Annotated in this window: 20 protein-coding genes; 12 read left to right on the top strand and 8 right to left on the bottom strand. The window is 69.9% G+C overall.

Going from position 1 to position 22,740, the window contains the following annotated elements; genetic code table 11:
* Positions 1-107 precede the first annotated feature (107 nt).
* The 6 genes from HNR67_RS04985 to HNR67_RS04960 all read left to right on the top strand — a co-directional run bounded on the left by HNR67_RS04985 (position 108) and on the right by HNR67_RS04960 (position 7,789).
* Positions 108-1,631 carry a dynamin family protein gene (locus tag HNR67_RS04985; protein WP_185000943.1) on the top strand — a complete coding sequence of 508 codons (1,524 nt, stop codon included), beginning with the start codon at positions 108-110 and terminating at the stop codon, positions 1,629-1,631.
* A complete protein-coding gene (grpE, locus tag HNR67_RS04980; RefSeq protein ID WP_407645172.1) occupies positions 1,589-1,987 on the top strand; it encodes a nucleotide exchange factor GrpE in 399 nt (132 codons plus the stop codon). The genes HNR67_RS04985 and grpE overlap by 43 nt, the downstream gene beginning before the upstream one ends.
* Entirely contained in the window at positions 1,984-3,858 is a 1,875-nt protein-coding gene (locus HNR67_RS04975; RefSeq protein WP_185000941.1) for a dynamin family protein, read from the top strand. The genes grpE and HNR67_RS04975 overlap by 4 nt, the downstream gene beginning before the upstream one ends.
* A 121-nt stretch (positions 3,859-3,979) precedes the next feature.
* On the top strand, positions 3,980-4,711 hold the full coding sequence (locus tag HNR67_RS04970; RefSeq protein ID WP_185000940.1) for a hypothetical protein: 732 nt from the start codon (positions 3,980-3,982) through the stop codon (positions 4,709-4,711).
* A gap of 295 nt (positions 4,712-5,006) precedes the next feature.
* On the top strand, positions 5,007-6,827 hold the full coding sequence (locus HNR67_RS04965; protein ID WP_185000939.1) for a phosphoenolpyruvate carboxykinase (GTP): 1,821 nt from the start codon (positions 5,007-5,009) through the stop codon (positions 6,825-6,827).
* A 101-nt stretch (positions 6,828-6,928) separates the two neighbouring features.
* The gene (locus HNR67_RS04960; RefSeq protein WP_185000938.1) at positions 6,929-7,789 is read left to right on the top strand and encodes a helix-turn-helix domain-containing protein; all 861 of its coding nucleotides are present in this window, start codon (positions 6,929-6,931) and stop codon (positions 7,787-7,789) included.
* Here HNR67_RS04960 and HNR67_RS04955 read toward each other — a convergent pair.
* Together HNR67_RS04955 and HNR67_RS04950 are read right to left on the bottom strand one after the other, a co-directional pair.
* Entirely contained in the window at positions 7,786-9,360 is a 1,575-nt protein-coding gene (locus HNR67_RS04955; RefSeq protein ID WP_185000937.1) for an alpha/beta hydrolase, read from the bottom strand. The genes HNR67_RS04960 and HNR67_RS04955 overlap by 4 nt on opposite strands.
* A gap of 291 nt (positions 9,361-9,651) precedes the next feature.
* A complete protein-coding gene (locus HNR67_RS04950) occupies positions 9,652-10,527 on the bottom strand; it encodes a septum formation family protein (RefSeq protein WP_185000936.1) in 876 nt (291 codons plus the stop codon).
* A gap of 211 nt (positions 10,528-10,738) precedes the next feature.
* On the opposite strand from HNR67_RS04950, the gene HNR67_RS04945 reads away from it, so the two are divergent.
* Complete coding sequence (locus tag HNR67_RS04945) at positions 10,739-11,029, top strand: DUF3311 domain-containing protein (protein ID WP_185000935.1); 291 nt, start codon at positions 10,739-10,741, stop codon at positions 11,027-11,029.
* A complete protein-coding gene (gene mctP, locus HNR67_RS04940) occupies positions 11,026-12,678 on the top strand; it encodes a monocarboxylate uptake permease MctP (RefSeq protein ID WP_185000934.1) in 1,653 nt (550 codons plus the stop codon). The genes HNR67_RS04945 and mctP overlap by 4 nt, the downstream gene beginning before the upstream one ends.
* Here the strand turns inward: mctP and HNR67_RS04935 are convergent.
* Entirely contained in the window at positions 12,630-13,658 is a 1,029-nt protein-coding gene (locus HNR67_RS04935; protein ID WP_185000933.1) for an alkaline phosphatase D family protein, read from the bottom strand. The genes mctP and HNR67_RS04935 overlap by 49 nt on opposite strands.
* An 81-nt stretch (positions 13,659-13,739) precedes the next feature.
* Here HNR67_RS04935 and HNR67_RS04930 point away from each other — a divergent pair, with 81 nt between their 5' ends.
* Positions 13,740-15,164, top strand: coding sequence for a M20/M25/M40 family metallo-hydrolase (locus HNR67_RS04930; protein ID WP_185000932.1), 1,425 nt, complete (start codon positions 13,740-13,742; stop codon positions 15,162-15,164).
* Positions 15,165-15,188: 24 nt separating this feature from the next.
* Here HNR67_RS04930 and HNR67_RS04925 read toward each other — a convergent pair whose 3' ends face one another.
* From HNR67_RS04925 to HNR67_RS04905, 5 genes are read right to left on the bottom strand one after another with little or no spacing between them, the layout of a single operon-like run.
* Positions 15,189-16,139 (bottom strand): DMT family transporter, encoded by a 951-nt coding sequence (locus HNR67_RS04925; protein ID WP_185000931.1) that lies wholly within the window; start codon positions 16,137-16,139, stop codon positions 15,189-15,191.
* 30 nt (positions 16,140-16,169) lie between these two features.
* Complete coding sequence (locus HNR67_RS04920) at positions 16,170-17,084, bottom strand: spermine/spermidine synthase domain-containing protein (RefSeq protein ID WP_185000930.1); 915 nt, start codon at positions 17,082-17,084, stop codon at positions 16,170-16,172.
* Positions 17,081-17,902, bottom strand: a complete 822-nt coding sequence (locus HNR67_RS04915) for an SAM-dependent methyltransferase (RefSeq protein ID WP_185000929.1) — start codon at positions 17,900-17,902, stop codon at positions 17,081-17,083. The genes HNR67_RS04920 and HNR67_RS04915 overlap by 4 nt, the downstream gene beginning before the upstream one ends.
* Entirely contained in the window at positions 17,899-18,816 is a 918-nt protein-coding gene (locus tag HNR67_RS04910; RefSeq protein ID WP_185000928.1) for a spermine/spermidine synthase domain-containing protein, read from the bottom strand. Before HNR67_RS04910 ends, HNR67_RS04915 begins: the two co-directional genes overlap by 4 nt.
* Entirely contained in the window at positions 18,809-19,972 is a 1,164-nt protein-coding gene (locus HNR67_RS04905) for a diaminopimelate decarboxylase family protein (protein ID WP_185000927.1), read from the bottom strand. Before HNR67_RS04905 ends, HNR67_RS04910 begins: the two co-directional genes overlap by 8 nt.
* A gap of 305 nt (positions 19,973-20,277) precedes the next feature.
* Here HNR67_RS04905 and HNR67_RS04900 point away from each other — a divergent pair, with 305 nt between their 5' ends.
* The 3 genes from HNR67_RS04900 (at position 20,278) to HNR67_RS04890 (ending at position 22,726) form a co-directional block, all read left to right on the top strand.
* Positions 20,278-21,084, top strand: a complete 807-nt coding sequence (locus HNR67_RS04900; RefSeq protein ID WP_312986449.1) for a transporter substrate-binding domain-containing protein — start codon at positions 20,278-20,280, stop codon at positions 21,082-21,084.
* A gap of 80 nt (positions 21,085-21,164) precedes the next feature.
* Positions 21,165-21,959, top strand: a complete 795-nt coding sequence (locus HNR67_RS04895) for an amino acid ABC transporter permease (RefSeq protein WP_185010148.1) — start codon at positions 21,165-21,167, stop codon at positions 21,957-21,959.
* The gene (locus HNR67_RS04890; protein ID WP_281403228.1) at positions 21,959-22,726 is read left to right on the top strand and encodes an amino acid ABC transporter ATP-binding protein; all 768 of its coding nucleotides are present in this window, start codon (positions 21,959-21,961) and stop codon (positions 22,724-22,726) included. The genes HNR67_RS04895 and HNR67_RS04890 overlap by 1 nt, the downstream gene beginning before the upstream one ends.
* The last annotated feature ends 14 nt before the right edge of the window (positions 22,727-22,740 follow it).

The following is a 22,740-nucleotide window of genomic DNA, read 5'->3' as shown; positions in this document are numbered from 1 at the left end:
AAACACCGGTTCCGGCAGCTGCGTCGTACCGGAGGCGTACATTTCCTCCCCCTTGTGGATTACCCGTGATCACCCGGTGCGGCCGGGCTGCGTGCGACGATGCACCGGTGAACCCGGGGCCACTGTCCGCAGCCGTCGCCCAGCTCTGCCAGCGGCTGACCCCGCAGGTCGGCTCGCGCACCGCGGCCGGATTCGCCGAGGTGCTGCGCAGGCTGGGCGCCCCGTTGCAGGTCGCGGTCGCCGGCCGGATCAAGTCGGGTAAGTCCACGCTGGTCAACGCGCTGATCGGGCGGCGGGTGGCGCCCACCGACATCGGCGAGTGCACCCGGCTGGTCACCCGCTTCCACTACGGCACGGTGGACCGGGTCGAGGTGGTCTTCACCGACGGCCGCAAACAGGTGCTGCCCTTCGACGCCGACGGCATGATCCCGGCCAGCCTGGGCGTGGACCTGGACACCGTCTCGCATCTGGAGGCATACCTCACCAGCGCGGTGCTGCGGGACCTCACCGTGATCGACACCCCCGGCCTGGGCTCACTCGACGCGGCCTCGGTCGCGCGCACCGAGTCCGAACTGCTCGGCGAACCGGGCAAGGGCGCCGACGCGCTGGACGAGGTCTCCCGCAACGCGGTGGTCGGCGCGGAGGCCGTGCTCTACGTGGTCACCCAGACCGTGCGCTCGGACGACCGGGCCGCGCTGGCCGCCTTCACCGCGGCCACCGCCAGCCGGGAGGCGGGCCCGGTGAACGCGATCGCGGTGCTGAACAAGGCCGACACCATCGTCCCTGAGACGGTGGCCGGCTCCGGCGGCGATCTCTGGCAGGCCGCCACCCTGCTCGCCGCGCACCAGGCCGAAACGCTCAAACCCAGGGTCGCCGACGTGCTGCCGATGATCGGCCTGCTCGCCGAGACCGCCGAGACCGGCGGCTTCACCAGCACTGACGCCGACGCGCTCAGACAACTCGCCGCCCTGGACGAGACCACCCGCGCCACCATGCTGCTCTCCGCCGACCTGTTCCTGAGCTGGGACGCCCCGGTGCCTGCCGCGACCAGGGAACACCTGCTCACCCGGCTGGACCTGCACGGCATCGGCACCGCGCTGGACCTGCTCACCGCCGACCCCGGACTGACCGCGGGCAACCTGCGCCGCGGCCTGCTGGAGGCATCCGGCCTGGCCGCGGTCCTGGCCAAACTGGACCTGGTGTTCAAGGCCCGCGCCGACGGCATCAAGGCCGCCGCCGCGCTGGCCTCGGTCACCGCACTGGCCCGCGCCTCCGGCGACCCCGGCGAACGCCAGCGGGTGCACGACGCGATCGAGGTCCTGCTGGCCAAACCCGAAGCCCACCAGCTCCGCCTGCTGGAAGCCCTCACCCTGGTCACCTCCGGCCAGGTCGCCATGCCCGAGGACCTGGCCGAGGAGGTGCTGCGGGTCGGCGGCTCGGCCAAGGTCGACGAACAACTCGGCCTGCGCGGCCGCCCGCACCCGGAACTGCTGGCCTACGCACTGGAACGGGCAGGCTGGTGGCGGGCCTTCGCCTCGTTCGGGGCGACTCCGGCGCAAAGCCGGGTGGCGCACGTGGTGCACCGCGCATACTTCCTGATCTGGCAGCAGCTCGGCGGAGGATCCAGATGACGACCGGGGGAACCGAACCGGTGGACGCCGCGTCGGAAGAGGTCATGTTCGACCTCGCGGGCGGAGAGCGGAAGAAGCTGATCCAGCTCTGCCTCTACGCGCTCGACCGGGCCCGCAGCGCCGGTGTCGCCGAACGGATCGTGGACGGGCTGGCCGGGGTCGGGGTCGTCCCGGTCCGGCCGGACGGGCAGCGCTTCGACCCGGCAGTGCACGAGGCGGGCGGCACCGAACCCACCGACGATCCGGCGCTGGCCGGGCTGGTGGCCGAGACCGAGGTGGTCGGCTTCCTCGACCACGGGGCGCCGGTGCGGCCGCCGATCGTGACCGTCTACACGCTGCGCGAGGGGATCGGGTGAGCACGCCGGTGACCTCGGGGGTGCCGTTGCCCAAGCTGGTCCGGCACACCGTCGGGCGGCTGGTCGAACTGCTCAAGGACGCCGATCCCGATGCGGCCCGGTGGGTGGCCGCGGTGCGCGACGGGCGGCCGTCGGTGCCGTCGGTCGTGGTCGTCGGTGAGACCAACCGGGGGAAGAGTTCGCTGGTCAACGCGTTGCTCTCGGCGGAGAACCTGTCGCCGGTGGACGCGCATGTGGCCACCGCCAACTACCTCGTCTTCGCCCACGGCGAGGACTGGGCCGCGCAGGCCTGTTACCCGGGACAGGTGCAGCCGGTGTCCTTCCCGGTGGAGCAGCTGCACCGCTGGGTGACCGTCTCCGGCGAGCTGCCCGAAGGCCAGCTGCCGCCCCGGTTCGTCCGGGTGCAGGCGCCGATCCCGCTGCTCAGCCGCCTCACCGTGATCGACACCCCCGGGGTCGGCGGGCTGGACTCGATGCACGGCGAACTCGCCGCCGAGGCCGCCGCCAACGCCACCGCGCTGCTGTTCGTGGTGGACGCCTCCGCCCCGCTGACCAGCGGGGAGCTGACCTTCCTCGCCCAGGCCGGGGAACGGGTGGAGACCGTGCTGTTCGCGCTCACCAAGACCGACCAGTACCGGGGCTGGCGGCAGGTGCTGGAGGCCAACCGGGCGTTGCTCGCCGAGCACGCGCCGCGCTTCGCCGACGCCGTCTTCCACCCGGTCTCGGCACGGATGTTCGGCCTGGCCAAGACCGCGCCAACACCGGAGACCGGGGCGCTGCTGCGCGAGCAGTCCGGGATCGCGCCGTTGCAGACCGGGCTGCAGGAGCTGGTCGCCGCGCACGCGGCCATGCTCGCCGAGGCCAACACACTGCGCGCCGCGGCCACCGCGCTGGCCGGGCAGGCCGTGCAGCTCTCCGCCGAGCAGCGCGCGCTGAGCACCGGCGAGGCCGAGGCCGAATCCCTGCGGGCCCGCAAGGACGAGCTGGTCGCGCTGCGCCGCTCGGCCACCAGGGGCTGGCAGGTGAAGCTGCGCGGGGAGACCCAGCGGGCCAGGCTGGAGAGTTCGCACGAGGTCGCCAGGCAGATGCGCGATGTGCAGTCCTGGTTCCGCCGGGCCATCGACGCGGCCAACCGGGACGGCCTGCAACGACTGCCGCAGGAGCTGGACGCGGCCCTGCAACTGGTCTCCGGCCGGTTGAGCCAGGCGCTGGCCACCAGGCTGGACGCGCTGGCCCAGGCGGTGCTCGCGGAACTGTTCGCGCCGGATGAGCTGGAGGTCATCCGGGCCCAGTTCGCCCGCGCCGGGGCGCCGCCGGTGCTGTTGCGCAGCCCGGACCGGCGGCCGCCCAACGCCGAGGACAAGCTGCTGGTGTTCATGGGTGTCTCCGGCGGCCTCGGCCTCGGCAAGGCGGCCGCGCTGCCGCTGGCCGGGCTGGGCATCGCCGCCTCCAGCGCGCTGGTGCTGCCGGTGACCATCGTGCTCGGCCTCGGCGCGGGCTGGTGGCTGGCCCGCACCCGCAAGCAGACCGCGGACAAGACCTACCTCAAGCAGTGGCTCACCGAGGTGGTCGCGGACGCCCGCTCCACCATGGAGCAGCTGGTCTCCGAACAGCTCATCGAGGCCGAACAGCAGCTGTCGCTGGCCATGGACGAGGCGCTTGGCAAGCGGATCGGCGCGATCGAGGACGAGTTGCGCGAGGTGGACAAGGCGCTGCGGCTGGACACCGCCGAGCGCAACCGGCAACTCCAGGTGGTCGGCAAGCGGCTGGCCGAGGTGAAGGCCGGGCGGGCCCAGGCCGAGATGCTGCTCGGGCGGATCAGGGAGCAACGGAACAACGCGGCGGGCCGGGAGCAGCCCGAGGGGCGTTGACAGGTTGTCACCATTTCGATCGGTTGCCGACTTGGCGATGGAACCGAACGGGCCTACCGTAAGTCCAAGTGGCAAGAAACGCCCAGCTTGCCCGCACCCCGGGTAGTACGAGGGGGATCAGGTGTACATCGAGGAGCACGGCGCCGGCGACGGTGACATCAAGGTGACCATCGACGGTGCGGAGCAGACCGTCGAGGCCGTCAGCGACAGCAACCACGACGGCATCGACGACACCGCGGTGGTCGAGACCGACGACGGCTACCTCAGCTTCACCGACACCAACGGTGACGGGACCGCCGATGTCATGCGCACCCTGGACGAGAAGGGCGCGGTGGTCAGCACCTCGCGCTTCGACTCGGCCAGCGGCGAGTGGGTCACCGAGGGGCAGCGCTCCAGTGCGGGCCCGCAGACCGCGGTGGGCACCGGGTCCGGGCTGATCGTGCACACCGCCGACGGCGAGCAGCACCTGCAGGGCGAGCTGACCGACACCGACGGCGACGGCAAGGGCGACACCCTGGTGGTCACCGACGCCGACGGCGACACCGTGGTCTTCGCCGACATCGACGGCGACGGCGACGCGGACGTGGCCACCGAGATCACCGGCAGCGGCCAGGTGATCGTGAGCGAGCACCGCGGCAACGGCGAGTGGGTCGTGGTGCACGACGAGAACCTCGGCCAGGCCATGGGCAGCGAGCCCGCCCGGCTCTCCGACGCCGACTGGGAGATCGAGACCGCCACCGGCGGCTCCGGCGCCCAGGGCAACTTCCACGTGGACCCGGTCACCGGCGAGTGGGTCGACTCCACCGGCAACGGCACCGGGATCGGTGGCGCGCAGCAGCCCCGCTGGACCTAGTTCCCCGCCCGCACGTGCCAGATCAGCCCCATCCGGAATCCGGGTGGGGTTGATCTCTTTGTGGGACACGCCACCGGAGAGCGCTTGCTGGCCGGGCGCGCGCTGGAAATGTCACCCGTTCATCTCCGCGCCACAAGTGGCTGAATCGATCCCCTTATCGGTCCTGTGAGCGAGGCGACACTCCGGGTGTCGGCAGCGCCTGGTGGGTACCGCTAGCCTCAAACCAATCCCTTTTCACGCCACGCCCGGCGCCCCCGGGCGTAGCGACGCTTTCTTCGCTCAGGCAGGAGACGCCATGACCGCACTGACCATCCCCGGTCTCGATCAGGCACCCACGACGCACGCGCGCCTGCTTTCCTGGGTGCGCGAGGTCGCGGAGCTGACCGCGCCGGACGAGGTCGTCTGGGTCGACGGGTCGCCCGAGGAAGCTGAGCGCCTCAACCAGAAACTGGTCGACGCAGGCACCTTTGTGCGACTCCAGAACAAACCGAACTCGTTCTGGTGCGCCTCTGACCCCAATGACGTGGCCAGGGTTGAAGAGCGAACCTACATCTGTTCTGTTGACGAGGCCGACGCCGGCCCGACCAACAACTGGATGAATCCGGTCGAGATGAAGTCCATCATGACCGAGCTGTACCGCGGTTGCATGCGCGGCCGCACCATGTACGTCATTCCGTTCTGCATGGGCCCGCTCACCGCGGAAAAGCCCATGCTGGGCGTGGAAATCACCGACTCCGAATACGTCGTGGTGTCCATGGGCGTCATGACCCGCATGGGCAGCAAGGCGCTGGCGGTCTTCGGCGACGACGCCGACTTCGTGCCCTGCCTGCACTCGGTCGGCGCTCCGCTGGAGCCCGGCCAGGCCGACGTGCCGTGGCCCTGCAACGACACCAAGTACATCACCCACTTCCCGGAGACCCGCGAGATCCAGAGCTTCGGCTCCGGCTACGGCGGCAACGCGCTGCTGGGCAAGAAGTGCTACTCGCTGCGCATCGCCTCCACCATCGCGCGCGAGGAGGGCTGGCTGGCCGAGCACATGCTCATCCTCAAGCTCACCTCGCCCGAGCAGAAGGTGCACTACATCGCCGCGGCCTTCCCCTCGGCCTGTGGCAAGACCAACCTGGCCATGCTGGAGCCGACCATCCCCGGCTGGAAGGTCGAGACCCTGGGCGATGACATCGCCTGGATGCGCTTCGGCGCGGACGGCAGGCTGTACGCGGTGAACCCGGAGGCCGGTTTCTTCGGCGTCGCGCCGGGCACCAACTGGAAGACCAACCCGAACGCCATGCGCACCATCGAGCGCGGCAACTCGGTGTTCACCAACGTCGCCCTCACCGATGACGGCGACATCTGGTGGGAGGGCATGGAGAACGAGCCCGCGCACGCCACCTCCTGGAAGAAGCAGGACTGGACGCCCGCCGACGGCGAGGCCGGGGTGCTCAGCTCGCACGCGAACTCCCGGTACTGCACGCCGATGTCGCAGTGCCCGGTGCTCGCCCCGGAGTGGGACGACCCCAACGGCGTGCCGATCTCGGCGATCTTCTTCGGCGGCCGGCGCGCGGGCACCATCCCGCTGGTCAACGAGGCGCGGGACTGGCAGCACGGCGTGTTCATGGGCGCCACCCTCTCCAGCGAGAAGACCGCGGCCGCCGCGGGCAAGGTCGGCGAGGTCCGCCGCGACCCGATGGCCATGCTGCCCTTCATCGGCTACCACGCCGGTGACTACTTCGCGCACTGGATCTCCCTCGGCAAGAACGCCGACTCGGTCAAGCTGCCGAAGATCTTCTACGTCAACTGGTTCCGCCGGGGCGATGACAAGCGCTTCCTGTGGCCCGGATTCGGCGAGAACGGCCGCATCCTGAAGTGGGCCATCGAGCGCATCGAGGGCAAGGCCGCCGCGGTGGAGACCCCGATCGGCCACGTGCCGACCGCGGCCGACCTGGACCTGTCCGGGCTGGACGCGTCGCTGGCCGACATCGAGGCCGCGCTGGCCGTCGATGCGGCCGAGTGGCGGGCCGAACTGCCGCTGATCGAGGAGTGGTTCACTCAGATCGGTGACAAGCTGCCCAGCTCGCTGCGTGACGAGCTGGAGGCGCTCAAGCAGCGTCTTGGCTGATCAGAGTCATGCACCAGTACTCGGGGCCCGGTGGCCAGCGTCGTCCGCCGGGCCCCGAGTCAGGTTTGTGTGACCCTGTGGCAAGGGACACAGTGAGGTGCATGCCCGAACGTCCTGGTCCCGCCACCCGCACCCGCCGGGTGTGCGCCGCGCTGCGTGCCCTGCGCAAGAACAATCGCCTTACCCTGCACCAGGTCGCGATCGCCCTCGGCGTCTCGGTGACCAAGGTGCAGCGGATGGAGACCGGGCGGCGCGGACTGCGGGCGGACGATGTCACCGCCCTGCTCACGCTCTACCAGGTGCCTGCCGAGGAACGCGCGGAACTGCTCGCGCTGGTGCGCCCGCCCGCCTCGCCGGGCTGGTGGCAGGCCCCCGGCTCGCGGCTGCCAGCCGACCTGCGGCAGCTGATCGGCCTGGAGGACGAGGCCGCGGTGGTGCGTGATTTCGAGCTGGCCATGGTGCCCACCCTGTTGCAGACCGCCGAGTACGCCCGCTCCGCGCTCGGCGGCATGGACCACCGGCTGCACGAGCCCGATCTGGGCCGCCAGGTCGCGGCCACCATGACCAGGCAGATGGTGCTGTCCCGGCCGATGCCGCCGAGCCTGCACTGCGTGGTGGAGGAGAGCGCGCTGCACCGGCCGATCGGCGGACCGGGTGTGCTGGCCCGGCAGTTGCAGGCGCTGTGCCTGCTGGCCGAGCGGCCCAATGTCACGCTGCGGGTGCTGCCGCTGAGCCGGGGCGCGCACCCCGGCCTGCGCGGCTCGATGACCATCCTGGAGTTCGCCGACGCGCCGCCGCTGGTGCGGGTTCCGGTGGCGGGCACGCACACCTTCCTGCAGCACACGCACGAGGTGGACCTGGCGCGGGAGGCCTGGCAGGTGCTGGAGCACCTGTCCCTGCCTCCCGCGGAGTCCGCGCACCTGCTCGGCGGCTACGCCGGCGAACTGGCCTGCGCGAGTTAGCCGATGGCCGGGAACGGTTGCCGGGGGGTGGCCGGGACGGCCGGGTCGGGCAGCGGGTTGCCCGCGCAGGTGCTGCCGTTGGCCGGCAGTGCGCCGGTGGTCAGGTAGGTGCTGACCTTGGCGTCCACACAGGCGTAGCCGCGCAGGTACATCCAGTGGTCGCCCTCATCGGCGACCACCAGCAGCGGCGAGCCCTTGGGCAGCACCCGCTGGGCCCGCTGGGCGCCTTCCAGGGTGGTCTGCGGGTCGCGCACCGAGTTCACCAGCAGCATCGGCGGCAGGCCGCGGCCGGTGATGGCAGGCAGCCGCAGTTCCGGGCGCTGCCAGGCCATGCACTGCTGGATGATCTTGTGCCAGCCCATCAGCGGGTACTGACGGCCCAGCCGCTCGGAGTCGGCGATGGTCCCGGCCCTGCCACCGCGGTAGGGCGTGTCGTTGCAGATGATGGACAGCGCGGTGCCGGTCTGGGCGGCCGGGTCCGGCTTGAGCAGGTCATCGGCCAGGCGCTGCTCCGTCGCGGACCTCGTCGCCGGGGCGCCCTCGCTGAGCCGCTTGACCAGGGCCAGGCTCTCACCGAGGCCGGGGAAGGTCTCCTTCTGCCCGAGCGCGCCGATGATCAGCATGTCCAGGCTCGCGCCGTTGTGCTTGTTCCCGTTCAGCTCAATGGGTTTCGCGGCCATCCTGGCCCGTACGGTCTCGTAGTTCGCGCCTGCCTCGGCCGCGGTGGCGCCCCAGCCGTAGCGGTCGTGGTGGCGGGCCAGCCAGGGCAGGAAGTCCACCCGGAACCGGCGTTCCATGCCGCGGGCCTGGTCGTTGAGCAGCTCCTGCCAGCTCGAGGTGACATCGGCGACCGAGTCCAGCACGAACCGGCCCACCCGGTGCGGGAAGTAGGTGGCGTAGAACGGGCCGAGCCAGGCGCCGCCGGACACCCCGTAGTAGTTGATCTTGCGCTCGCCCAGCAGGTGGCGCAGCAGGTCCAGGTCGTGCGCGGTCTGCTCGGTGTTGACGAACTTGCCCAGCTCGCTGTTCTGGCAGGCGCGGGCGATGTCCTCGTTGGCCTGCAACAGTTTGTTCAGGTTGGCCTGGCCGCGATCGCGCCAGTCCGGCAGCAGCGGGGGCAGCTCCGGCGCGCAGGCGACCTGGCTGCTGCCGCCGGTGCCGCGCACGTCGATGCCGTACACGTCGTGACTGGCCAGCACCGCGCGCTGGCCGGTGGCCAGGAAGTCCAGCGGGAAGGCCCGCCCGGCCTGGCCGGGGCCGCCGGGGTTGGTGAACAGCACGCCCTGCCGGGCGCCGGTGGCGCGCAGCCGGGTGATCGCCACGGTGATGTCCTTGCCGTCCCTCGGCCTGCGCCAGTTCATCGGCGCGGTGTAGCGCGCGCATTCCAGCGCGGTCCCGCCCGGTGGCAGGCCGGGCGGTGGGTTGGCCTGGTCGAAGCAGGCTTTCCAGTCCAGCCGCTGGGTGAGGTAGCGGCTCGGGGTGGACGTGGACTCGGTGGCGAAGGCGGCCGCCGGGGCGGCCAGCAACAGGGCGGCGACGGTCAGCACAGTGGCCCTGCGTCTTGCGTTCATGCGGTTTCCCCCTCAGGAAAGGCGCCGCGGACGAGGAAGTCACAGCCGCGGCGCTCAATGGTCACGCTAGGGAAAAACGGTGGAGCGCGCAGTGAACCTGGACCACACTCAGGGCGTCTTCAGGGGAGTACGTAAGGGGAAAACCAGCGACAACAAGGGAGGTGTGCCGTGGCCGGACTGGCGATGCTCGTGCTTGCTGTGGCCGCCGTGGTGATGGTCCTGCTGGCACAGCGGGGGGAAGAACCGGGGGCGGAGCTGGACGCGCGTAGCCACGAGCGTCTGCCGAGCAGGTCAGGCCGGTAGTTCGGCCTGGCCGCCGATGCCGCGGACGGTCTTGGAGACCGGCTTGTTCGTCTCGGCGAAACAGGTGCCGACGGTGTAGCCCTCCGACCAGTCACGTTCGGAGGGCACCCGCCAGCTGGTGGCCACGTCCGGCCGGCCGTCCAGGGCCAGCAGGTAGTCGATGACGACCTGTTTGCAGTGCTTGTCCATGCTCGCGTGCAACTGCTCGGCCGAGGGCATCTTGTCGGTGCTCTTGCCCAGGTTCTTCACCGCGGGCAGCGCCTCACCCACGTGCGGCTGGTCGCAGGGCACGCCGACGAGCGTCTCCGCCTTCGACGGTGAGCCTGCCGTGCAGAGCTGGTAGGCCCAGAAGTCCTTCTGCAGCGCGCCCTTGAGCGAGCCGGTGCGGCTGACCGGGGCGCCGTCCGGGCCGACCTCGACCACGGTGCAGATCACGTAGTGCTGGCCCTTGGCCCACAGCGACTTGTCCGGCCAGATCGCGGCCACCCGCAGCCTGCTGGCCGGGGCGGCCTCGCTGCCCATGTACTCGGTGAGCTTCTCGGTGCACCGGGGGATCGAGTTGGCCAGCAGCGTGGCGTCGTCCGGATAGGCCTTGGGCAGGTGCTGCGGCAGCGTCTCCAGCCAGGTGACCTCGGCGTCGTGCGCGCGGGTGCAGGCGACCTTGCCCAGCACCTTGGAGTCGAAGCACTCGCCGACCCCCGGCAGCTTCTCCTCCGGTGGCGCGGTCAGCACCCCGCTTGGCCGCACCGGGGTGCTCTGGCCGGTGCTCGCGGTGGTCGGTTCGCCGGGCACGGTGGCCGGGCCCGCGGTGCAGCTCGCGGCCAGCAACGCGGACAGCGCGAGCAGGATCGCGGCCTTCCGCATGCGTGGCTCCCCTCGCTGACCGTGATCGTCCGACTACCGTTGCGCACCGCTGGTGCGCTGATGGTCACGATTCGGGCACTTCGAACACAGGGTTTTCCTGCTGCCCGATGACGACTATCGCCACACATGCCTAACATCCGCGACACATCCGCGCCCGCCAAGGTCACCGTAGCGGTGGCAGGCCCGCGGGGGAGGACAACGGAGGAGTTCGATGCCGTCTGGTTCGTCACCACCCGTACCCGCGCGCCCGAGTGGGCTGCGCTGGAACTGGTGGAACCTGCTACTCGTGGTGCCACTGCTGATGCTGGTCACCCCACTGATCAACTTCGATGAGCCCCGGGTGCTCGGCCTCCCGTTCTTCTACTGGTCGCAGTTCCTCTTCGTGCCGATCGGCGTCATCTGCGTCGGACTGGTCTACCTCAAGACCAGGGACGAGCCGGTGGTCACCACCGCGCCGGACCGCCTCGACGTGGACAAGCTGGATGAGGGGGACAAGGCGTGAACAACATCCAGTGGACCGAGCTGATCGTCTTCGCCGTGCTGTTCCTGCTGGTGACGGTGCTCGGGTTCGTGGCGTCCAAGTGGAAGGCCGGTGACACCCTCGACCACCTGGACGAATGGGGTCTCGGCGGGCGCAAGTTCGGCTCGTGGATCACCTGGTTCCTGGTCGGCGGCGACCTCTACACCGCCTACACCTTCGTCGCCGTGCCCGCGCTGATCTTCGGTGCGGGCGCCATGGGCTTCTTCGCGCTGCCCTACACGGTGATCCTGTACCCGCTGGTGTTCCTGCCGCTGCTGCGCATGTGGTCGGTCTCCAGGGTGCACGGCTACGTGACCCCCGCCGACTTCGTCCGCGGCCGCTACGGCTCGCGCATCCTGGCGCTGCTGATCGCCATCACCGGCATCGTCGCGACCATGCCCTACATCGCGCTGCAGCTGGTCGGGCTGGAAGCGGTGCTGCGCACCATGGGCTTCAACGGCAGTGGCTTCCTCGGCCACCTGCCGCTGTTCATCGGCTTCCTGATCCTGGCCGTCTACACCTACCAGTCCGGCCTGCGCGCCCCGGCGCTGATCGCCTTCGTCAAGGACACGCTGATCTACATCGTGATCCTGGTGGCGGTCATCTACCTGCCTGCCAAGCTGGGCGGCTGGACCACCATCTTCGACCGCTCGGCCGAGATCCTGTCCCAGCCGGGCCCCAGCGGCGCGCCAAAGGGCTCGCTGCTGCTCAACGCGAACAACCAGCTCCAGTACGCCACCCTGGCGCTGGGCTCGGCGCTGGCGTTGTTCCTCTACCCGCACTCGCTGACCGGCATCCTGGCCTCCAAGGGCCGGAACGTGATCAAGAAGAACATGGTCGCGCTGCCGGCGTACTCGCTGCTGCTGGGCCTGCTCGCGCTGCTCGGCTACGTGGCCCTCACCGCGGGCACCAAGCCGATCACGAACAACGCCACCGGGCGGCCGGACTCCAACACCATCGTGCCGGTGCTCTTCGACCAGATGTTCCCCAGCTGGTTCGCCGGCGTCGCCTTCGCCGCGATCGGCATCGGCGCACTGGTGCCGGCCGCGATCATGTCCATCGCCGCGGCCAACCTGTGGACCCGCAACATCTACAAGGAGTACCTGAAGAAGGACGCCTCACCCAAGCAGGAGGCGCAGCAGGCCAAGCTGGCCTCGCTGGTGGTCAAGTTCGGCGCGGTCGCCTTCATCGTCTTCGTCGACCCGGCGTACTCGATCGACCTGCAGCTGATCGGCGGGGTGATCATCCTGCAGACGCTGCCCGCGGTGGCGATCGCGCTCTACACCCGCTGGTTCCACGTCTGGGGCCTGGTCGCGGGCTGGGTGGCCGGTATGGGCTACGGCCTCTACCTGCTGTACCTGATCCCGAACCCGGCCGCGGGCCGCGCGCACTTCGGTGGCTCCGCGCTGACCCTGGACAAGCTGTCGCTGCTGGGCTGGGAGCCCTTCGCCGGTTCCAAGACCCAGATCTACGTCGGGTTCATCGCCCTGGTGGTGAACCTGGTGGTCGCGGTCGTCGGCACGCTGATCGCCCGCCAGCTCAAGGTGTTCAACGGCACCGACGAGACCAAGGGCGAGGACTATCACGCCGATGAGGGCGACTCCTCGCTCAAGGCGGTCGCCTCGCACTGACGCGGGAACGCGAGGTTCCCCGGGCCGCCCGGTCCGGGGAACCCCGCCCGCCAGAGACGTTCGTCGATCTCGCACAGCACCGATCCGGCCACGCCAACGGCCAGCTCCGGCGCCCCGGCCACCTGCCGGGTGCCGGCCGGGCCTGGTCCGCCACGCAGCACCAGCGGCGATTCCACCCTGGCCCGCCGCCACAGCGCGCCCAGCCGTTCCCCGGTCAGTTCGGCCACCGAACCGTGTCCGGCCACCACGTCCCACAGCGGCCGCCGCCTGGCCAGCTCACCTGCCAGCCAGCGTTCCTGCCCGGCGCCCAGCAGCGAGCCGGTCTGCCGGTACTGCTGGGTGTCCACCAGCCGCAACGCCAGCAACCGGCCCCAGCGCAGGCTGCGGTAGATCGGCATCCGCCCGCCGTCGGGCCGGGAGGCCGCGCGCAGCGGCTGGTGCTCGTAGTAGGCGCGGCAGGCCGCCACCCACTCCCCGGACAGCTCACCCGGCCCCCAGCTGGAGACCTGCGGCGCGCTGGCCCTGGCCAGCTGCGCGGCCGGGGTGAGCCGGGCCATCGCCCGCTCCCGCGCCGAACCCGCGCCCGAAGGCCGGTGCTCGCCGAGGCACAGCACCAGGTCGGCCGCGGCGGGCAGGGCGTCGCCGCTGGTCACGGCCAGCCGCAGGGGTTCGAGCGCGACCGGATGCGGGGTGGTCCTGGTGCGGCCGGTCAGCGAGAGGTGCCTGCCGTGGCGGAACCGGAAGTAGTACTCGGTGCTCGGTTCGAGGCCGTCGACCTCCACGTGCACGCTGTGCCCCCACTCGGGCAGCGCGTCGGCCACCCCCTCGCGCAGCACCCTGGCGCCAGCCGGATCGGCGCTGAGCTGCCAGGGCACGGACAGCGGCAGATCGGGCCCGCCGGTCAGCCGGGTCCAGAGCACCACCGAGTCCGGTTCGGGGTCACCGGAGGCCACACCGAGGGTGAACGGGTCCTGTCGCACCTTGAGCAGGTAATCAGTCGTGTGAGTCCGGTGCGTGGCGGCAAGGTGCCATTGGAGTGAATCTAGTGTTTGAATCGAGACGTGGATCGAGCCGTACTGACTGACACCGTCCGCTCGCGGTGGGACAACGACGTCCTGACGAGCCTGTCCGAACTGGTCTCCGTGCCGGCCATCTCGCCTGCCTTCGACCCCGACTGGGCCCGCAACGGCCACCTGGAGGCCGCGGTCGAGCACGTGCGCCGCTGGCTGGTGGCCCGCGAACTGCCCGGCGCCACCGTGGACGTGGTGCGCCTGGAGGGCCGGACCCCGCTGCTGCTGCTCGACCTGCCCGCCCAGCCGGGCACCGAGGAGGCAGGCACCGCGCTGCTCTACGGCCACCTGGACAAGCAGCCCCCGGTGGGCGGCTGGTCCGAGGGCCTGGGCCCGTGGACGCCGGTGCTGCGCGATGGCCGCCTCTACGGCCGGGGCTCGGCCGATGACGGCTACGCCGGCTACGCCGCGGTCACCGCGATCGAGGGCCTGCTCGCCGCCGGTGGCACGCACGGCCGCTGCGTGGTGCTGCTGGAGACCGGCGAGGAGTCCGGCAGCCCTGACCTGCCCGCCTACCTGGAGCACCTGAGCGCCCGGCTGGGCGCGGTCACCCTGGTGGTCTGCCTTGACTCCGGCGCCGCCGACTACGAGCGGATGTGGCTGACCACCTCGCTGCGCGGGCTGGTGCAGACCCAGCTCACCGTGCGGGTGCTCGAGTCCGGCCAGCACTCCGGCTCGGCCAGTGGCGTGGTGCCCAGTTCCTTCCGGGTCATCCGGCAGCTGCTGGACCGCCTGGAGGACTCGGTGACCGGCCAGGTCCGGCTGCCCGAGCTGCACGTGGAGATCCCGGACGAGCGGGTGCTGGAGGCCAAGGAGGCGCTCGCGGTCTTCCCCGGCCTGCTGCTGAGCCTGTTCCCGCTGATGCCGGGCATGCAGCCGGTGACGACCGACGAGCTGGAACTGGCGCTGAACCGCACCTGGCGGCCAACGCTGTCGATCATCGGCGCGGACGGCCTGCCGGTGCCGGATGACGCCGGCAACGTGCTGCGCCCGCACACCACGCTGATGCTGGGCTTCCGGCTGCCCCCGACCGCGGACTCCGACGCCGCGCTGGCCGCGGTGCGCCGCGCGCTGACCACCGAGGTGCCCTACGGCGCCCAGGTGGAACTCGGCAAGGTCGAGGCGGCCAACGGGTGGAACGCGCCGAGCCTGCGGCCGTGGCTGCGCGAGGCGCTGGACACCGCGGGCGAGCAGGTCTTCGGCGCCGGCTGGAAGGCCACCGGCGAGGGCGGCTCCATCCCGTTCATGGGCCTGCTGCACGAGGCGTACCCGGCGGCGCAGTTCGTGGTCACCGGCGCGCTGGGCGCGGACAGCAACGCGCACGTGCCGGATGAGTCGCTGCACCTGGACTACGCCCGGCGGATCACCGAGGCGATCTCCTACGTGCTGGACGCGCACGCCCGCTCCGGCGAGTGAGCCGGACCCGGGCCGCCTGGAGACTCAGGCGGTCCGGGCCTGCCGGATCCCGATCAGCACCCCCAGCAGCACCACGGCCATCCCGGCCACGCCCAGCAGCGGCGGGGTCTTGCCGCTGGCCAGGAACACATAGACCAGGCCGGAGATGGTCTCGAACACGATCAGCTGACCGGCCACCGAGACCGGCAGCCTGCTCGATGCCTGGTTCCACAGCAGGGTGCCGCCCCAGCTGACCAGCACGCCGAGCACCAGGCTGCCCAGCAGCAGGTACCAGAGCGAGTCGGCGCCGATACCGCGGCCGACGGCGTCCCCGGTGACCAGCAGCAGCGGCGCGGCCAGCACGGAGAGCCCGAGCGTGGCGATGCCGATCAGCGTGGACCAGTCCGCCGAACTCACCTGCGGGTTGGTGCGCAGGAAGTGCGCGTTGGCCACCCCGAACCAGGTCCACATGGCCAGTGCCAGCACCGCGCAGCCCACCCCGAGCAGCTGCTCGCCCAGCGAGCGACCGCCAAGGCCGGACCAGTCGATCTCGCTGAGGTTCACCGCGACCAGGCCGAGCAGGATCACCCCGACCGGCAGGGCCAGCCTGCGGAAGGGGAACTCGCGGCGGCGCAGGTTGCCGTAGACGGCCACGGTCACCGGCAGGGTGCCGATGATCACCGCCACCACCGGCGCCCCGACCAGCGCGATGCCCTGGACCAGCAGGAAGTAGTAGCCGACGTTGCCGGTCACGGCGAAGAGCAGGCAGGAGCGCCAGACCGGCCAGGAATGCCCGCGCAGCCGGGTGCCGGTGAACACGATCAACGCGACGGAGAGCAGGCCGTAACAGACGTAGCGGCCCAGGGTGACCGCCACCGGGGAGAACTCCGGCAACAGCACCGGCACCAGGAAGGCCAGGCCCCAGATGAGGTTCGCGCCGATGCCCAGCCCGATCCCGGCCAGGCCCGCACCGCGCACGGCGGTCTGCTGACTCATGTTCTCCCCCTGTTTCCGGTGCGCCGCCGATCAAACACGGACGGCCAGGGTGTCCGCATCACTGATCACCCGTCCGGCCGCCGCCAGTGCCCGGCGCAACCGCAGCGGCAACGCGGTCATGTGCCGGTGGGTGGCCGCGTCGTAGCACTCCGGCTCCGCCTTCAGTTCGGCCAGCCGCCGCTCGATCAGCTCCTCGGTCAGCGTCGCCGGGTCAAGGCCGTCGCTGGCCAGCACGAAGCCCCAGGGAATGCCGTAGGCGGGCACGGTCAGGGTGTAGGGCAGCACGTGCCGGAACACCGAGCGCAGGGTGTGCGCCACGCTGGCGAAGAACTCCGGGTCCAGGAAGCTGGCCGCGCCGGCCTGGGTGACGAACACCCCGTGCGGCCCGAGTCTCGCCTTGATCTGGCGGTAGAACTCGCGGGTGAACAGGGCCGGGGTCGGCGAGCCCTCGACCGCGTCCGGCAGATCGGCCAGCACCAGGTCGAAGCCGCCCGGCTGCTGCCCGAGCAGGGTGCGTGGATCGCCGAACTCCAGGCGGCAGCGCGGATCAAGCTGCGCGCCGCGGTGCATGTGCGGCAGGTGGGTCAGCGAGTGCCGGTGCAGTTCCGGGTCGATGTCCAGCTGCACCACCGAGGTCAGCTCCGGCATCGCGCACAGCCGGTGCAGCACCCCGCCGTTGGCCCCGCCGAGGCAGAGCACCCGGCGGGTGTGCGGCAGCAGGCAGTAGCCGGGCAGCAGCAACGCCTCGTGGTAGGCCGCCTCGTCCGCCTCGGTGGACTGCACCCTGCCCTCGATCACCATCGCCCGGCCGTAGCCGCCCAGCTCGACGATCTCGAAGCCCTGCCGGGCGGTGCGCCCGGTCACCAGGACCGAGCGCACCGCGTGCACGTGACATTCGGCAGGACCGAGGTACTCCTCGATCTGCTTGTCCCACAACGGTTTCATCGAGCAGTCGCGGTCACGAGGGCATAGCCGAGCTTGCCTGCCTTGGTCACCGCGTTCTCGTAGTCGGCCAGCCGCACGCTGGTCTCGAAGTACTCCGCCGAGGTCAGCGCGATGATCTCGGCCTTCAGCTCGTGCCGGACGATCACCGAGCGGTCCTGCCAGTCCCGGAAGGTGGGCGTGAGGTCCTGCACCACGTCCACCGCGAAACCGGCCCCGGACAAGGCTTCCCGGTACTCCGGCACCGTGTTCACCGTGGGGCAGGCCCATTCCACGGTGAGCTGCCGCCACTCCTGCTCGGACAGCTCCCCGGTGCGCACCCGCTCCATGAACGCCAGCCGCCCGCCGGGCCGCAGCAACTCATGGCAGCGAGCGAACAACCGCGCCGGATCGAAGTGGCAGAACGCGCCCGTGCCGTAGATCCCGTCGAAGGGCGCGGCGAACCCGTGCCGGTAGACATCCCCGTGTGCCAGCGAGACCCGGTCCGCCAGCCCGGCCTCGGTCAGCCGCTGCGCCGCCTTGCGCAACGGGCTGGCCGCCACGTCGATGCCGGTGATCCGCCAGCCGAACTCACCGGCCAGGAACGCGGCCACCGGCGCGGTGCCGCACCCGATGTCCAGCACCGCGGAATCCGGTGCCAGGTCCATCGCGGCGGCCAGCGCGCGCAGCTCGGACGCGCTGTTGTCGCTGAACTGCCCGATGTACTCACCCGGCCCGTACACCCGGGGGTAGACCAGGTCGTGCACCAGGTTGTTGCCGGCCATGTCCTGGTCGTACAGCTCCGCGACCAGGGCGAAGTCCTCCGGCGCTGCTCTCGTCACAGCCTCTCCACAAGCAGCTCGATGGGAGCGGCCGAATCCGCGACCGGGGCGCGCAGCGCGGTCCGGACGTTCTTCGGCAGCAGGAACATGTGGTGGTGGGTCTGCCCGTCGTAGAGCCGGGTGGGCGCCGGGCAGGTGCGGGCCAGCCGCTGGTCCAGCTCGGCCGGGCTCAGCGCCAGCGGGTCCACCGAGCCGACCGCGCCGATGCCGGTCAGCCAGACCGTGCCGTAGGACTGCGGGTAGCTGAGGTAGCCGTGTGCCTGCCCGAAGACCTGCTCGATCACCTGGAAGATCCGGGCGGCGAACTCCGCCGAGACCGGGCCGACCGACCCGCACCAGGACACGTACAGCCCGCGCCCGCTCAGCCTGGACCGCACCAGCCGGATCGCCTCGGCGGCGAACAACCTGCTCGCCGGGCTGCCGGGCAGGGGTTCGCTGAGGTCGTTGACGATCAGGTCGAACGGCTCGCCGCCGCCGGCCAGGTAGTCCAGCGCGTCGGCCACCACCAGCCGGTACCTCGGGTCCGACCGGAACTCCGTGCCCACGTCGGGCAGGTGCTCGCGGGCGATGTCGACCACGGTGGTGTCGATCTCCACCTGCACTACCTCGCCGACGCCGGGGTAGTTCAGCAGCTCGCGCACGATCCCGCCCGGACCGGCGCCGACGCACAGCACCCTGGCCGCCCGCCCGTCCAGCAGCTGCATGGCCGGGTGCACCATCGACTCGCTGTAGATGTACTCATCCGCGGCCACGTGCTGGATCCGCCCGTCCAGGAACAGCCCGCGTCCGTAGGCCTGGGTCTCCAGCACCTCGATCCGCTGGAACTCGCTGTCGAGGACCACGACCTCATCGGTCACCCGGTGGCAGTGCCGCTCACCAGGGGCGATCTCCTCGACGGTCCAGCGCTCAGCCACGCTCGGGGTTCCGGATCAGCGTGTGCGAGCCGTCCGGGTGCACCAGCACCTCACTCGGCTCGTCCTGGCCGAGGAACTGGGTGATCATCGAATAGCAGTAGCTGCCCGCGTTGGCGAAGACCAGCACGTCCTCGGTGGCCAGTTGCGGCAACGGCGCGCCCTTGGCCAGGAAGTCGCGGGAGTAGGTGGTGGAACCGACCACGTCGGCGGGGCGGTCCGCGGGCGCCTCGCCCGATCGGCCCAGCACACTCACCTCATGGAACTCGCCGTAGAACAGCGAACGGGGGATCAGGGTGGCGCTGGAATCGACGCAGACCAGGGACCGGTCCGGCCGGTTCTTCACATCCAGCACGCTGGTGCAGAACACCGCGGTATCGCCAAAAAGCGCGCGACCGGGCTCCAGGATCAGTTTGATAGGACGACATCGCTTCTGTGAATAGGCGGTGAACATCTTGCTGATGGCTTCGTCGTATTTGGCGTAGTCGAACTCCTCGATTCCGTCCTCGGTCACCGGGAAGCCGCCACCGAGGTCGACGTAGGCGAGATCGGGGAAGAAATCGGACAGTTCAAGCGTACGAGCCACGCCCTGCATCATCGTTTCCAGGGAAACAATGTTGGTGCCGAGGTAGACGTGCGTGCCGGTGATGGTGAGCTGGTACTTGTCCGCGATCTTGGCGGCCAGCTCCAGCTCGTTCTCCAGCAGCCCGATGCGGCTCTCCGCGCCGATGAAGACGTTGCCGAGGGAGTTCTCGTCGATGTTGAGCCGGATGCCGCAGCTGGTGCCCGGCGCGATCGAGCCGTACAGCTCAAGCTGACCGAGGGAGTCCAGGTTCACCGCGACGCCCAGCTTCGAGATCAGCTCGAGGTCGGAGCGGCGCACCCCTGTCGAGGTGTAGATGATCTCCGAGGGGGCGAACCCGCAGTCCATGGCGAGCTTGAGGTGCCGCGCCGAGTTGACGAAGATCCCCATTCCGAGCCCGTGCAGGAGCTTGAGCAGCTCGGGGTTGTTGTTGGCCATCGAGGCGAAATGGACCGCCTTGTCCGGATAGGCCAGGCCGGTGAAGCGTTCGGCATTCCGCCTGATCAAGGACTCGTCGTAGAGGTAGCACGGGGTGCCGTACTGGCTGACGGCAGCTGAGATCGATTTCTCGTCCATGGCAGGCTGCGGCCCTTTCGATAGTGATGCTACGCCGAGATATCGACGGATTATTTGTCTAGCAGCGCCGAGTTGCCTGGGTCAATGCACGTTTGGGCAGCCTCGCCGAGCTGACGAATTGACTATTCGGGGAATAGAACAACCCGCTTGGTGGAGTGCTCAACCAGAAAGCCGTAACGCCGTTAGCCCAGGCAGCGCAGCCTGCATAGTCATGGACCCGTGACCGTCAACCTGCTGTGCTAGGGCCCATCAGGATGGCAGGATGCGCAGAACTTGCCCGGAAACTGACTACGAGGAGTGACACCGTGGCTCGTCGATCCAGACACCAGGTGCTCGCCCTGCTGCCGGCGGCAGCCCTGCTGCTCGCCGCGTCCGCGTGCGGCGGCGGAGGCGGCACCACCACCGCCAACGGTGTGCAGCTGGCCGAGGCCGGAAAGATCAAGACCTGCACCCACCTGCCGTACGAGCCCTTCCAGTTCAAGGAGGGCAACAACATCGTCGGGTTCGACGTGGACCTGGTGGACCTGGTCGCCAAGGACCTGGGCGTCAAGCAGGAGATCGTGGACGGCCCGTTCGACACGATCGCCTCCGGCCAGGACCTCAACATCAACAAGTGCGATGTGGCCGCGGCCGGGATGACCATCACCGACACCCGCAAGCAGAACTTCGACTTCTCCAGCCCGTACTTCCTGGCCACCCAGGCGCTGCTGGTCAAGAAGGGTTCCGGGGTCACCAACCTGGACTCGCTCAAGGGCAAGAAGCTGGGCGTCCAGGCCGACACCACCGGCAAGGTCTACGCCGAGAAGAACACCGGCGATGACGTGAAGAAGGTGACCTTCGAGGACCTCGGCCTGCTGCTGGAGTCGGTGAAGAACGGCTCGGTGGACGCGGCCATCAACGACGACTTCGTGCTCAAGGACTACGCGCGCAAGAACACCGACGTCGAGATGACCACGGCGTTCAACACCAATGAGAACTACGGCATCGGCGTCCGCAAGGGCAACGACGCGCTGCTGAAGAAGGTCAACGAGGTGCTGGCCAAGGCCAAGAGCGACGGCACCTACGCGACCCTCTACGAGAAATGGTTCAAGGAGAAGCCCAAGCAGGGCTGACCCGACCGTCCGGGGCCGGTGCGCGATCCGCACCGGCCCTGTCTGTTTGCCAGGAGCTTGTGATGTCAGGAAAGACCGGCATGAGCCGGAGACAGCGTGCCCGGCTGTTCCGGGGCATCCAGTACGGCGCGCTCGTCGTCATCCTCGTGGTGCTGGCCTTCGCCGCCGACTGGGGCAAGATCGCCACTTCGTTCCTCGACCTCGACGTCGCGGCGGAGCTGTTCCCGAACGTCATCGTCATCGCGCTGAAGAACACCATCATCTACACCGCGCTGGGCTTCTCCTTCGGCATCGTCTTCGGTGTCGTGCTCGCGCTGATGCGGTTGTCCTCGGTCGGCCCGTACCGCTGGATCGCCACCCTCTACATCGAGTTCTTCCGCGGCCTGCCCGCGCTGCTGGTCTTCCTCGCGGTCGGCTTCGGCATCCCCACCGCCTTCCCCGGCACCCTGATCGACCGCATGGTGATCATCACCCTGGCGCTGGGCATCGTGGCCTCGGCCTACATGGCCGAGACGATCAGGGCCGGGATCAAGGCGGTGCCCAAGGGACAGGTCGAGGCGGCTCGTTCGCTGGGCATGTCCCCGGCCCGCACCATGATCACCGTGGTCATCCCGCAGGCGTTCCGGATCATCCTGCCGCCGCTGACCAACGAGCTGATCATGCTGGTCAAGGACTCCTCGCTGGTGTTCTTCATCGGCTCCACGCTGGATCAGCAGGAGCTGGCCCAGTTCGGCCGCCAGGCGCTGAGCCAGTACCGCAGCATGACGCCGTTCGTGGTCGCCGGCCTGTGCTACCTGATCATCACCATCCCGCTGTCGATCCTGCAGCAGCGGCTGGAGCGCAAGGCCAACACCACTGCGAAGGGGGGCAAGTGATGACCGAACAGCCCATGGTCGTGGTGTCGCAGCTGCACAAGAGCTTCGGCCCGCTGGAGGTGCTCAAGGGCATCGACCTGTCGGTGGCCCGTGGCGAGGTCGTGTGCGTGATCGGCCCGTCCGGCTCCGGCAAGTCCACCCTGCTGCGCTGCGTGAACCTGCTGGAGGAACCCAGTGCGGGCACCGTGGTGGTCAACGGGGTCGAGCTGACCGACGAGGACTGCGATCTGGACGGCGCCCGGATCAAGATCGGCATGGTCTTCCAGTCGTTCAACCTGTTCTCGCACCTGAGCGTGCTGGACAACCTCACCGTGGCCCAGCGCAAGGTGCTCAAGCGGGGCAAGGCCGAGGCCGAGCGGATCGCGCACGAGAACCTGGAGCGGGTCGGGCTGTCGGAGAAAGCCACCTCGATGCCGGCCCAGCTCTCCGGCGGTCAGCAGCAGCGGGTGGCCATCGCCCGCGCGCTGTCGATGAACCCGGAGCTGATGCTCTTCGACGAGCCGACCTCCGCGCTGGACCCGGAACTGGTCGGCGACGTGCTCGGCGTGATGCGCCAGCTCGCCGACGAGGGCATGACCATGCTGGTGGTCACGCACGAGATGCAGTTCGCCCGTGAGGTGGCCGACCGGGTGCTGTTCATGGACGACGGCCACGTGGTCGAGGAGGGCCCGGCCGAGCAGGTGATCGGCAACCCCCGGCAGGAGCGCACCCAGACCTTCCTGGCCAGGGTGCTGGATCCGACCCACCAGGGCCGCAGCGAGGCCTGACCCAACGCGCCGGC

This window comes from Crossiella cryophila (genome assembly GCF_014204915.1).
Classification (GTDB): domain Bacteria; phylum Actinomycetota; class Actinomycetes; order Mycobacteriales; family Pseudonocardiaceae; genus Crossiella; species Crossiella cryophila.
Note: the sequence above shows the minus strand (reverse complement) of the source record. Positions and strands in the feature narration are given on the sequence as shown.